Origin of the sequence: Zafaria sp. Z1313 (assembly GCF_050563205.1) — a bacterium.
Taxonomy (GTDB): Bacteria; Actinomycetota; Actinomycetes; order Actinomycetales; family Micrococcaceae; genus JAZDCJ01.
Map to the genome: position 1 here is coordinate 1 of NZ_JBNWUK010000032.1, position 11,748 is coordinate 11,748.

Annotated in this window: 15 protein-coding genes and 1 other annotated feature; of the genes, 2 read left to right on the plus strand and 13 right to left on the minus strand. The window is 62.0% G+C overall.

All coding sequences use genetic code 11. The features are described 5' to 3' along the window. On the minus strand, window positions 1–387 hold a 387-nt coding region (locus ACQ3I4_RS15990), incomplete at its 3' end, for a transposase (RefSeq protein WP_430633347.1). A gap of 34 nt (window positions 388–421) precedes the next feature. Here ACQ3I4_RS15990 and ACQ3I4_RS15995 point away from each other — a divergent pair. After that, window positions 422–754: a MaoC/PaaZ C-terminal domain-containing protein gene (locus ACQ3I4_RS15995; protein ID WP_430633898.1), complete on the plus strand. Its 333-nt coding sequence runs from the start codon at window positions 422–424 to the stop codon at window positions 752–754. A 73-nt stretch (window positions 755–827) separates the two neighbouring features. Here ACQ3I4_RS15995 and ACQ3I4_RS16000 read toward each other — a convergent pair whose 3' ends face one another. The 5 genes from ACQ3I4_RS16000 to ACQ3I4_RS16020 form a co-directional block, all read right to left on the minus strand. Beyond that, the gene (locus ACQ3I4_RS16000) at window positions 828–1,274 is read right to left on the minus strand and encodes a 6,7-dimethyl-8-ribityllumazine synthase (protein ID WP_329864151.1); all 447 of its coding nucleotides are present in this window, start codon (window positions 1,272–1,274) and stop codon (window positions 828–830) included. Between the two features lie 231 nt (window positions 1,275–1,505). Beyond that, window positions 1,506–2,501 (minus strand): dihydroxyacetone kinase subunit DhaK, encoded by a 996-nt coding sequence (gene dhaK, locus ACQ3I4_RS16005; protein WP_329864153.1) that lies wholly within the window; start codon window positions 2,499–2,501, stop codon window positions 1,506–1,508. A gap of 47 nt (window positions 2,502–2,548) precedes the next feature. After that, window positions 2,549–3,196, minus strand: coding sequence for a dihydroxyacetone kinase subunit DhaL (gene dhaL / locus ACQ3I4_RS16010; protein WP_329864155.1), 648 nt, complete (start codon window positions 3,194–3,196; stop codon window positions 2,549–2,551). A gap of 19 nt (window positions 3,197–3,215) precedes the next feature. Continuing rightward, window positions 3,216–4,010, minus strand: coding sequence for an HAD-IA family hydrolase (locus ACQ3I4_RS16015; RefSeq protein WP_329864156.1), 795 nt, complete (start codon window positions 4,008–4,010; stop codon window positions 3,216–3,218). After that, window positions 4,007–4,891 carry a class II fructose-bisphosphate aldolase gene (locus ACQ3I4_RS16020; protein WP_329864158.1) on the minus strand — a complete coding sequence of 295 codons (885 nt, stop codon included), beginning with the start codon at window positions 4,889–4,891 and terminating at the stop codon, window positions 4,007–4,009. Before ACQ3I4_RS16020 ends, ACQ3I4_RS16015 begins: the two co-directional genes overlap by 4 nt. A gap of 152 nt (window positions 4,892–5,043) precedes the next feature. Here ACQ3I4_RS16020 and ACQ3I4_RS16025 point away from each other — a divergent pair, with 152 nt between their 5' ends. Continuing rightward, a complete protein-coding gene (locus tag ACQ3I4_RS16025; RefSeq protein WP_329864160.1) occupies window positions 5,044–5,781 on the plus strand; it encodes a GntR family transcriptional regulator in 738 nt (245 codons plus the stop codon). Between the two features lie 96 nt (window positions 5,782–5,877). Here ACQ3I4_RS16025 and ACQ3I4_RS16030 read toward each other — a convergent pair whose 3' ends face one another. The 7 genes from ACQ3I4_RS16030 to ACQ3I4_RS16060 all read right to left on the minus strand — a co-directional run bounded on the left by ACQ3I4_RS16030 (window position 5,878) and on the right by ACQ3I4_RS16060 (window position 11,666). Next, on the minus strand, window positions 5,878–6,177 hold the full coding sequence (locus tag ACQ3I4_RS16030; protein ID WP_329864162.1) for an antibiotic biosynthesis monooxygenase family protein: 300 nt from the start codon (window positions 6,175–6,177) through the stop codon (window positions 5,878–5,880). Between the two features lie 246 nt (window positions 6,178–6,423). Next, window positions 6,424–7,356 (minus strand): transketolase family protein, encoded by a 933-nt coding sequence (locus ACQ3I4_RS16035; protein WP_329864164.1) that lies wholly within the window; start codon window positions 7,354–7,356, stop codon window positions 6,424–6,426. Next, window positions 7,353–8,207 (minus strand): transketolase, encoded by an 855-nt coding sequence (locus tag ACQ3I4_RS16040; protein ID WP_329864166.1) that lies wholly within the window; start codon window positions 8,205–8,207, stop codon window positions 7,353–7,355. Before ACQ3I4_RS16040 ends, ACQ3I4_RS16035 begins: the two co-directional genes overlap by 4 nt. Further along, window positions 8,204–8,653, minus strand: a complete 450-nt coding sequence (locus tag ACQ3I4_RS16045) for an RpiB/LacA/LacB family sugar-phosphate isomerase (RefSeq protein WP_329864168.1) — start codon at window positions 8,651–8,653, stop codon at window positions 8,204–8,206. The genes ACQ3I4_RS16040 and ACQ3I4_RS16045 overlap by 4 nt, the downstream gene beginning before the upstream one ends. A 524-nt stretch (window positions 8,654–9,177) precedes the next feature. Next, window positions 9,178–9,807, minus strand: coding sequence for a dihydroxyacetone kinase subunit DhaL (dhaL, locus tag ACQ3I4_RS16050; protein ID WP_329864169.1), 630 nt, complete (start codon window positions 9,805–9,807; stop codon window positions 9,178–9,180). A 159-nt stretch (window positions 9,808–9,966) separates the two neighbouring features. After that, a complete protein-coding gene (locus ACQ3I4_RS16055; protein WP_430633899.1) occupies window positions 9,967–10,677 on the minus strand; it encodes a hypothetical protein in 711 nt (236 codons plus the stop codon). 86 nt (window positions 10,678–10,763) lie between these two features. Continuing rightward, window positions 10,764–11,666, minus strand: coding sequence for an IS3 family transposase (locus tag ACQ3I4_RS16060; protein ID WP_430633900.1), 903 nt, complete (start codon window positions 11,664–11,666; stop codon window positions 10,764–10,766). Next, window positions 11,592–11,705 (minus strand) — a sequence feature (AL1L pseudoknot). Its footprint overlaps the gene before it by 75 nt. Window positions 11,706–11,748 lie beyond the last annotated feature (43 nt).

Consider the following 11,748-nt stretch of genomic DNA (forward strand, 5'->3'; position numbering starts at 1 on the left):
CATCTCATCGACACCGGTCAGGCGGCGCTGACGCTTCTTGACGATGACCGGTGAGAAGGTCCCTTCCCGGTCCCGCGGCACGTCCACCTCCACCGGGCCCGTGGTCTCCGTCAGCACCGTTTTTGGGCGCACGCCGTTGCGGGAATTCGCGGTCTGCTTCCCTGCCGTATCGTGCTTTTCATATCCGAGATGCTCGGTCATTTCCTCATCGAGCGCGGTCTCGATCACGGTCTTGGTCAGCTGCTTGAGCAGACCGTCCGGCCCGGTCAGGGACAGGCCCTGTTCCTTCGCCATTCTGACCAGCTCGCGCGCAGCGTCGCCCTCGGATACTTCTGTCTTCTTTTCAGCGGTTTTCGTACTCGGCACAGCCTCAAGTGTTGCGGCCATATCGGGCTCCTCCCCGCCAGGCTTACCGCCCGGCGTGTCGAGCCGGATACACCGTTATTTCCACAGTCCCCAGACCTCACGGTTTGGCGAGATTATTGTCCAAGGTGGTGTAACTAGTGCCATCCTGAACGCCGTCGTGGCTGAGGAGCTGCCGGGACCCGGATCCGTCTTCCTGAGCGTGAACTGGAACTTCATGGCTCCTGTTCGTCCTGGTGACGTTATTACCGGGCACGTCGAGGTAACTGAAGTACGTGCAGACAAGCCTGTTACGACGTTACGTACGTGGGTGGTTCGTGATGACGGAACAGTTGTTCTCGAGGGCACAGCTACTTGTTACACAATGGAGCTTGGCGGACCGCCGGACTAGGGCTTTTTGTTCTTGAAGGCCCCGGAAAGACACATGTGCAGGTATCACCACGTTCTGTGGGTCTGTGTGTCCTTTAGGCCTCCTGGAGGGACGCCAAGGTTGTAAGAGTTGAGGTGAGAGCGTCGGCCAGTTCCTTCCCCTTGGCTACAAAATGCCGGGAAAACTGGTTGCGATGTTCTTCATGCTCGTGGAAATGGTGAGGAGTTAGGACTCCGGAGAAAACTGGTACGTCAGTTTCCAATTGCACTCTCATAAGGGCGTCCACGACGCTTTGTGCGACAAATTCGTGGCGATAAATGCCCCCGTCAACCACGAGGGCAGAGGTGGCGATTCCGTCGTAATGACCGGATACTGCGAGGCGTCGGACGAGTAGCGGGATTTCGAAGGCGCCAGGCACTTGGTGGACATCCACGTTGGTAATGCCGGATTCTTTCAACCGTGCCTGAAAGCTTTCCACGGCACGATCAACGATGTCTGCATGCCATTGGGCGCTTACAACCGCTACGCGGACGGAGGACATAGCCTTAGGAGACAAGTGAAATGCCTTTCTTTTGGAGCTCACCGGAATGCTTGCTGCTTCCGCCCGGTGGTCTCGCCTCGGAGCTGGTTATTCGTCAGGGGAACGGCGGCTTGTAGAACTTCAACTAGGGAGTCCGAACTGGCCGCCAGGAGTCCCTGCCGGCCAGTTCAGAGTACTGCCATGACGCTGGTGGTGATGTAACTCTTCGGAATATCGGAGGGTGCCGATTGGTCAGAAGATGCGGGCAGCGATCTCAGCCGGGGCTGCCAGCAGTTCCTTGATCTCGTCGTCGAGCTTCACGAGAGTCAGGGACATTCCAATCATGTCCAGCGCGGTGCAGTATTCGCCTACATAGCTCCGGCTTACCGTGATGCCTTTTTCGGCAAGACGCGTGTGTGCGCTGCCGTTCAGAATGTAGAGCTCGCTGATGGGCGTGCCGCCCAGTCCGTTGACCATGAGGGCCACTTCGTCACCGTCTGCGAATGGCAGGTCGGGGACAATTGCGTTGAGCAGCTCGTCCACAATCTCGTCGGCCGTGGCGATTTTGACGCGGCGGCGGCCTGGCTCGCCATGGATTCCAACGCCGATTTCCATTTCGTCGTCGGCCATCTCGAACAGCGGGGCACCCTTCGCGGGAGGCGTGCACGCGCTCAGTGCAACGCCCATCGTACGGGTTGCGGCGTTCACCTTCTCGCCGATACGTACGACCTCGTCCAGGTCGGCGCCGGCTTCGGCGGCAGCCCCGACTGCTTTCATGACGAAGAAGTTGCCGGCCACTCCTCGGCGACCAATGGTGTAAAGCGAGTCTTCGACCGCGACGTCGTCGTTGATAAAGAGGGTGCGCACATTGATGCCCTCAGCCGCGGCGAATTCGGCGGCCATCTCGAAGGCCATCTTGTCTCCGGTGTAGTTGTTCACCAGGAGGAGCACGCCTTTGTCGCTGGCGAGGCGGCGGGTGGCCTCTACGACGTAATCCGCTGGCGGCGCAGCGAAGATATCGCCGGGGCAGGCGCCGTCGAGCATGCCCTTGCCGACCGCCATGACGTGCGCCGGTTCATGTCCCGAGCCGGATCCCTGAATGATAGAGACTTTGTCCTGCCGTGGAGCGTCGGAGCGCATGATGAGGTTGTACTCCGGGACGTACGTCAAGGTCTCCGGGTTGGCCAGAGCGATGCCCTTGAGCATCTCGGGGACGAACGCTTTGGGGTCGTTAATGAACTTTTTCATTGCCGTCTTTCTCTGAATCGTTGTCGTTGATCCTGCGCTTGAATTCGTCACCGGGTACCCGCAATCCGCTCAGCCAGTACCGCCATTGCGATCGCTCCGGGGTCAGGTGAGCCGACGCTGCGCTCACCCGTGTAGGACGCGCGGCCGCGGCGGGCTGTCAGCGTGCTCGTGCGCTCAGCAGCATCACGGGCGACGACTGCAGCACTCTTGGCGATGGCTTTGGGGTCAGATCCTGCCCTGACTCCGGCCTCGATAGCATCAGTGAGGGGTACGAGCGCGTCAAGCAGGGTCTTGTCTCCCAGGCTGGCGCCGCCGCGGGCCATGATGCCCTCGGTCGCGGCCCGGAGCATGGCAACGACGTCGGCACCTTCGAGCTGCTGCTTGCCGCGGGCGACGGAGGACGCGCGAAGGAATGCGGTTCCCCAAATCGGGCCTGAGCTTCCTCCGATCCTGCTGCTCATCGTTAGGGCCACGCCGCCCAGGAAAGAGCCGAGGTCGGATCGGTCGTAGCCCTCCCAGGATTCGAGCACGATCTCGAAGCCGCGGGCAAGGGAATAGCCGAAGTCGCCGTCGCCGGCGACCGCGTCGAGATCGCAGAAGTACGTCTCGTTTTCAACACAGGTCTGCGCGATCGTCTTCACGACGTCTTCGAGACGAATTGTGCCTTCTGTAACGGAGGCGGTGTCGTTTTGCATTTCAAGGCTCCTTAGGAAATCAAGAGAAGGTTGGGATGGACGTTGCATTTAGGAGGTCAAGAAGATTCTTCAACGACACTTCGCCGTCGACGCCGACGGCGTGCGGGTCGGAGACCACGGCCACGGGATGGTCCGGCAGCTGGCCGAGCGAGTCGACAACCAGCGCCGCCCCCGTGAAATCTTCATTGATGGTGTAGCTGCTGCGGGTGACAACGGTGGTCAGGCCGGCAGCGAGGGCGGCCCTAAGGCCGTTAGCGCTGTCCTCGACCACTACTGCCTGAGTGGGCTGGATGCCGAGTTCCCTAATGGCAAGGTGATAGATGTCGGGCGCGGGCTTTTTGTGTTCGACCATGTCGCCTGCAAAGACTGAGAACTGCCTGGCCAGATCGGTTCCAACGACATGTTCGAGGACTGCCCGGACCGATTCCTCGGCTGAGGTTGATGCCACTGCGAGTTGCCAGCCCGCGTCAGCGGCCTCGGCCGAGATCCGGGCGATTCCAGGGCGTGGGGGCAGCTCTCCGGCGCGTACCATCGCCGTGTAGCGGGCAGTCTTTTCGCGGTGCCACTGTGCGATCAGGTCGTGCTGGGCCTCCCGGTCCTCGGGAAGGCCTGCCTTCGCGATGAATTCGGGTGTGAGCAGTTTGCCGAGCCGCTCCTTGCCGCCGCCGATGGCCAGCATTTGGGCGTAGTCTTCCTGAGACCAGTGCACCGGCAGTCCGAAGTGCTCGAAAGTCGCGTTGAATGCCGGCAAGTGGCCATCACGCTCGGTGTCGGAGAGGACGCCGTCGCAGTCGAAAATCAGGGCATCGCTCATCGGGAACCTACTGCCTCGTTGGCGTGCTGTGCGCGGCCAGCCGCACCGAACTGCTCGATGTGTTCCACAATTTCGTTCCGGACGGCCGCCGAGACATCCCGGAACAGGCTCGGTGGATCCCACCGGTCGTTGAGACGGGCGCCGTCAAGGTGCTTAGCGGCTGCCTGCATGTAGGAATGCTTGACGGCTGTGGAGATGTTGATCTTTGACACGCCCGCGTCGATGAACAGCTTGAAGTCTGCTGCGGAGAGGCCGGTGCCGCCGTGGAGGACGATCGGCCTGTCGACGAGGGCGGCGAGCTCGCGCACGCGACTTGGCAGAAGCTTCGGGGGGGTCTTAAACGCCCCGTGACTGGTGCCCACCTGGGGTGCAAGCATGTCAGCGCCGGTACTCTTAGCGGCCGCCGCGAGTTGCTCGACGGTGTAAGAGTGCAGTGCGGTGTCGGAACCGACGCCGTCCTCAACGCCCAAGATGTTTTCAATCTCGGACTCCACGTCCACGCCGGCAGCGTGGGCCTGGGCGACAACCTCGGTAGTTTCCCTGACGGCGGACTCAAAGTCGCGGTCGGAAGCGTCGAAAAGAACCGAGGACCAGCCCGCGGCCACGACCTCGTCAATGACGGTCCGGTCCGGACAGTGGTCCAGATGCAGTGCCACGGGCACGGTGACATCTTTCGTCACGGCTTCGAATGTCGCGCTGAGAAGCCGTGTGCCGGCGGTGCGCACCGTTTTGACCGACACCTGCACAATAAGCGGGGCAGAGCAGGCCTGGGCGGCCTCGACTACGGCCCGCATGCTGACTTCATCGAAGACGTTGACCGCCGGCACGGCGTATCCGTGATCGCGTGCGGTTCTGGTCAGTGTTGCTGTCGAAACGAGCATCCTCGTCCTTACCTTTCAGTGGTTCCTTCCAAGTTGCCCGCGTCGGATTACTGTGACGCGCACCATAAAACCTGAAACTAACGTAGACTATACAAGTATGTACCGCGCTATACAACACCGCGGCGGGCTATAATCGGCTAGGAGGTGCCAATATGACTGATGTGCTTGAGCGTGACTCTTCTGTCCCGCTGTACCTGCAACTTGAAGAGATCCTGCTGGCCAAGATCACGAGTGGCGAGTGGGCGCCCGACCAGCGGATCCCCTCCGAGAACGAGTTGAACAGGATTTACGGACTGAGCAGGATGACGGTCCGGGGCGTGCTCAACAAGCTCACTGCCGATGGGCTGCTGATCCGTGTCGCGGGCAAAGGCACGTACGTAGCCCCGCGGAAGATCAGCGCAGTGTCGCCGGCCTATAAGGGCATCCGGGAGCAACTCGAGGCCCTCGGCTACCACACCTCGACACAGCTTGTCTCGCTTGACCTGGCTGCTCCGCCCGCCAGAGTGCGGGAAAGGCTGGGGCTCGGTCCAGAGGACCAGGTTTTCGCGATCGTTCGCTTGCGCACCGTTGACGGCAAACCCTTGAGCTTGCACCGCTCGTTCATTCCGGCCCGTTTGGCGCCCGGGTTGGACACGCACGACGTCGTCAACGAGCAGCTCTGCGTGGTCCTCGAGGAGAACTACAGCCTCCCGATGAAAAGTGTCAGGGAAAACCTCGAGGCCGTGGCTGTGGATGGCAATGAAGCCCGGCAACTTGGCTTGCGCCGGGGAGACCCGGCGCTGCTGCTCACTGACGTCATTTCGGACCCGGCGGGCACGGCCTTTGAGTACTCTTCGATCGTCTTCCGTGGTGACACCATGCAGCTGAAGTTCGACTACCAGCTCGATTGAACCAGGCTCCTGCTCCTGCTGAGTGGTAATCATCTGCACAACGCACCATGAAAGATCCGCCAGATGAAGGCCGGACCTCCCATGATCACAGCGGGGTCAGAAGCCAAGGTAGGCCTGCTGGGTGTGTTTGACCTGGGGTGGCTGCGCGAAGTGAGGTCCTGCGAGTTCCCGCCACCTGGTGAATGCTGTAGAGCTGCGAAACCGTTCCGTATGATCTTCCAGGGTTGCCCAGCCAACGATCAGGGTGTATTCGGACATGTTCTCCACGGTCCGGTCCACGCGGAGGCTGAGTGCGCCCGGGGCTTGCTGAAAAAGCGGGACGGCCTGCGAGAGGACGTCTTCGAAAGCGGCTTCGGAGCCGGGCTTGATGGTCAGTGTTGCGACTTCGTAGATCATGCGCACACTCCTTTTGAGATTGCGGACTGGCTGGGACAGGTGCTGGATTGTTCGATCTTCGTAATGCTTGTGCCCGTCGGCGACATGAGTGATGCGGCGGCTGCATCCGATTCCGGGGGGGCATGCTCGCTAGTCAGAGGGCAGGTCCATCCGCGCGATCCTGTCGTCCCGGCTGCCGTATCCGAAGTGGCGGACAGAGGCGGTAATTCGCTATGACGACCCGGTACGCGTCTGGCCGTGCTGAGCTCAGGCCGCAAGCAAGTCTGTCAGCTTCGCGTGGAGTCCGGCAGCGTCAAGTCCGTAGTGCTGCAGCAGCCCTGAGTACGTCCCTGTGATCACATGCTGGTGAGGGAGTCCGATTGCATCATGGCGGACTCCGAGGTGGCGGATCGTCTCTGAGACCGCTGCGGAGAGGCCTCCTCGGATGTAGTGCTCCTCGACCGTGATCACATGGCCGGTGCGTGCGGCCGAGGTAGTGATCAGCTCAGCGTCGACCGGCTCCACGGTCGGCATACCGATCAGGTCCACTCCGATGCCGTCGGCAGCGAGGAGGTCGACGGCGTGGATCGCTTCGGCGGTTACGGCCCCGGTCGTGACAACGGTCGCCTTCTCCCCCGTGCGGATGGAACGCCCTTTACCGATGACGAAGGGCTCTTCCTCAAAAAGGTCGGGGATGGCGGGACCGCCCACGCGCATATAGACGGGACCCTCATGGGTGAGCATCGCATCCACGGCAGCCCGGATCTCGCCGGGGTCCTGGGGAGAGATGATCACAACGCCGGGCAGCATCCGGATGATGGCGTAGTCTTCGAGCGAGTAGTGGGTTGGTCCGAGGTCCGAGTAGGTCATCCCTCCGTTACGTCCGACAATCTTGACGTTTTGGCCCATGTAGGCGATGTCATTACGAAAGGCCTCGTAGTTGCGGTTTGTGACGAAGGCGGCGATGGCGGCAAACACCGGAATCCGCCCGGTAGTAGCCAGCCCTGAGGCGACCCCCGTGACACCGTGTTCCTGGATTCCGAATTCAAAATATCGTTCCGGGTGCCGGCTCTTGAAGGTACCGAAACCCGAGGACACGCCGCTGTCGGCGGAGAGGACCACAATCCTGTCATCGTTCTGTGCCCTGCTGGTTACGGCTTCCCCGAAGGTCTTGCGCGGATCGATCAGGGGTGTGCTCATCGTGTTCCCACCGTTTCTGAGATTGTGGCCAGTCGGTTCTGCAGCTCTGCCTCGGCAGCGTCTAGTTCTTCCGGATTTGGTTTCCAGTAGTGCGATGCTGCAGTTCCTTCCAGAAAGCTGATGCCCTGCGCCTTAGTGGTCCGGGCCACGATGGCCGTCGGTCTGCTCGTGCTAAGTGGTGTCTGGTCGAGGACGGAGATGACTTCGCGCATGTCATTGCCGTCGATCGTGCGCACGGCCCATCCGAAGGCGCTGAACTTGTCCGTGATTGGCTCCATGTTCATTACGTCCGCCGTATGGCCGCTGATTTGCAAGTCGTTGACGTCGATGAATGCAACCAAATTGTTCAGCTTGTGGTGTGCAGCGATGGCGGCCCCTTCCCAGTTGGAACCCTCGGGGAGCTCGCCATCTCCAAGAACTGTAAATACCCGGCCGGCGCCGCCGGAGAGCCGCAATCCGAGAGCCATGCCGCAAGCGATGGGGAGGCCGTGCCCAAGGGCCCCTGTGTTGGCCTCCACTCCGGGAAGTTTATGCATGTCAGGGTGGCCGGCGAGTCGACTTCCATGCCCGGCATACGTGTCCACCAGGTCTTCTGGAAAGAATCCGCGCCGGGCAAGGACAGCGTACTGAGCCATGGCTTTGTGCCCGGCAGAGAGAAGGAAGCGGTCCCGGCGAGGATCCGTCGGCTTGGCCGGGTCGACGTTCATCGTACGGAAGTAGAGTGCAGTGAGGATGTCAATGCAGGAAAGGGCTCCGCCAAGGTGTCCAGAACCGCCCGCGCGGAGCATGCGGAGGACCAGGAGTCTGGCCCTGGTTGCTTCGAGTTCGAGGGCTGCGATGTCGTCGTTCATGGGCGCGCCTCATTCCCGCCCTCGTAGCGATAAAGTTCGGCGAGCTTTGGCGTGCTGCGCTCTGACGGTTCGTATGCCACTGCAAGATAGTCACGCAACAGCCGCTTCGCGGTTTCGGGACCGATGACCTGGGCGCCCATGGCGATCATGTTGGCACTGTTGCTCAATTGGGCACGCTCGGCCTGGTACGAGTCCATAAGCAGCGCGCAGTAGGCTCCCTTGACTTTGTTTGCAGCGATGGAGACTCCGATGCCGGTGCCGCACAGCACTACTCCCCTGTCGACCTCACCCCGGGCGACACTTTCGGCGACATTGATGGCTGTCAGCGGGTAGAGGGGGTCTTCAGATCCAAAATCGCGTACCTCGTGGCCGAGCTCAACTGCATAGCGGGCGAGCACCGCCTTAAGATCGCTCGCGTTTGGGTCACAACCGATACCAATAAGCATGGTTCTCCGATCTGTACTTGTATAGGGTTGTATAGATAGTAGGGTTCGCGGGCTGGGAAATCAAGGGTCTACCCTGAAACAGGCTGACTGAGGTTGGAGGCAGTCCGGCCTGGCGGCGATGTGGGAGCAGAGATCGCGCGGACGCTGAGTGCCCGCGGCGGACCGACCGCAAGAGGACCCGTACAGGCACGTTGGCGCCCCGCGGAGATGCAGCGCTGTGATTGCATCGGTGCTTGGGGGTGGGCTGGGCGCAATCCTGATCCCGCGTGCCCCACCCTCGCTTCCCAGACGCTTGGCTAAGCTCAGTGGAGAACAACTGCTGCGGAGCTGTCAGGCTCGGCCCATCAGACATGACGGGGCGCTGTGCCCGGGTGCACGCACCCCTGTACAGGGGCTCTTGTTTAGCAGGCCGACTCGCGGCATCAAGTTCTCTGCTTCACAAGGTAGAGAACAGCCGAGGAGTCTGCCTCATCGGACCTTGAGGGCATCGGCTGGGCCGCTCACATCGGCTGGGTGTGGGGAGATCAACTCCAGGACTCTGCGATGCGTTCGGCCAGGACCGCGATGGCAACGGCTCCGGGATCGGGGACACCCACGCTCCGCTCGCCGCTGTAGCTGGCGCGTCCGCGTCGGGCCACCAGCACACTGGCCGCGTCTGCAGCGTCACGTGCGGTTTTTGCGGCAGAGACCGCAATCTCCCGCGTCTGTGAGCCCGAGGTGCTTAGGTCCTCGACGTTGTCGGTCATGGGAACGAGAGCGTCGAGGAGGGTCTTGTCGCCCACCTCCGCGCCACCACGGGCCTTGATTCCGGCGATCGCTGCCCTGAGCATGGCCACGACGTCTTGGATTTTCAGCTCGTCAACGCCTTTGACGGCAGTTCCGGCACGAAGGAACGCAGTGCCCCAGATCGGCCCGGAAGTCCCCCCAATGCGTGAGCTGAGGCAGAGGGCTACCGACTGAAGGAAGGCGCTGGCGCTTTCTTTTGGCAGGGTGTCCCACTGCTCGATCAGTTTTTCAAAGCCTCGTGCCAGCGAATAGCCGAAGTCTCCGTCGCCGACAACGGAGTCGAGATCGGAGAAGTAGCCCTCCTGTTCGACGCAGGTGTCAGCGATTGTGCGGATGATCTGCTCAAGACGGCCGATGTTCGTGGTCATTTGATGTGGTCCTGACTTTGAAGTTGCTGCTGCGACATGTACATCTCAGGTCCGTAATCCCTGGCATCGTCGTGCGGGCGGATGGGCGCTGGTAAAGTCCTCCAACGCGGTGGAGGGAGGCAACAGCACCTTGCGCCGGGGCTGAGCCTGCTGTTGGTTCTATTGGCCTTCGCCATGATGTTTCAGTTGCCTCAGCACGCTGCGGATTGCCAACACCCCTATGGCCGGGCCGAGGGCGAGGCAGACGAATGCCCATCCCCAGCCGGCGTTAGCCTGCAGTGTGGGGACGAGCCAGACGATGGGAACGGTCACGGTGTAACCGAGGGCCATCTGCAGGGTTAACATACTGCCCACATATCGCTGGTCGGCTACTTGAGTGATGAGCACTGAGAACTGGGCGGAGTCAGCGATGACCCAGAACCCCCAGAGGAGGGCGATGAGCAGGACGAGCCAGAGGGCGCCGGCCGGTATCCAGCCGATTACCGCGGCGCAGGCGCCAGAGAAGATCATGGAAACGATGGCTGACTTTGCGCTTCCGACGCGTTCTGCCAAGCGGCCGCCGACCAGACAGCCAACCGCCCCTATGCTGACGACGACGAAAGTCGCCAGGCTTGCGAACTGCTCTGTAAGGGGCGAGTCGGAGCGGGCAAGCACTGAACTGAGGTACACGGAGAACCATGACCACATGGCGTACAGCTCCCACATGTGGCCGAAATACCCCAGCGAGCTCATGAGTACGGGACGTGCGGTGAATGCCCGGAGTGCCTCTCGCAAGGAGAATTTACTGCGCGGAAAGGTGAAAGGGCCGTCTTTCGCCGCCAACAGCGCAGTGAGCCCGCCCGCAGCGCTTAGCAGGCTGGTGCCAACCACTACGAATCGCCAGTCCAGGCTTCCCGCGGCCGCCACGAGGTGAGGGGACGCTGATCTGTCAAGCCCCGGGTTTGGTGGAGGGCTTCTTAGTTGGAAATTGTCGCCAGCTCGGGCTGGCCGTGTAGGGTGTGGAGCTTTTCGTATTCGACGGGCGGGATGTGTCCGAGCTCGCCGTGGAGCCGACGGTGGTTGTACCAGTCGACCCATTCCGCGACGGCGACCTCGAGGTGGTTGATATCGTGCCAGGGCCTGCGGTTGCGGACGAGCTCGGCCTTGAACAGCGAATTGAGTGCCTCGGCCATCGCGTTGTCGTAGCTATCGCCCCTCGAACCCACCGAGGCCACGGCATCCTCGGCGGCGAGGCGTTCGGCGTAACGAAGTGCTCGGTATTGCACGCCCCTGTCGCTATGGTGGACAAGTCCGGACAGGTCCGCGCCGTCCCTGCTGCGGGACCAGATCCCCATTTCCAGGGCGTCGAGGGCCAGCTCGGTGTAGAGGCTGGTGGAGACCTGCCAGCCCACGATGCGGCGGGAGAACACGTCCAGGACGAAAGCGGCGTAGACCCAGCCGGCGAAGGTTCGCACGCAGGTGATGTCCGCGACCCACAGCCGGTCCTGGGCCTCGGCGGAAAACCGGCGCTCGACGAGGTCCGCGGGCCGGCCGGTTTCCGGCGCCGGTTTCGTTGTCCGCGGCCCCTTGGCCCGCGAGACCCCGCGCAGCCCTTCGGCGCGCATCAGGCGCTCCACGGTGCACCGGGCCACCTCGGTGCCCTCGCGGCGCAGCTGGGCGTGGACCTTCCGCGCCCCGTAGACGGAGAAGTTCTTCTTGTGGATCCGCTGGATCTCGGCCGTCAGCTCCCCGTCCCGGACGCTGCGCGCCGAAGGCTTGCGGGTGCGGTGCGCGTAGTATGTGCTCGGGGCGATCTGCAGTTCTCGGCAGATCGGCTCGACCCCGTGCTCGCCGCGGTGCTCCTCGATGAAGGAACACATCACCTCGACGGGCGGTCGAGCTCCGCCGCGAAGAAAGCCGAGGCCTGCCGCAGGATCGTGTTCGCCCGCCGTAGCTCACGCA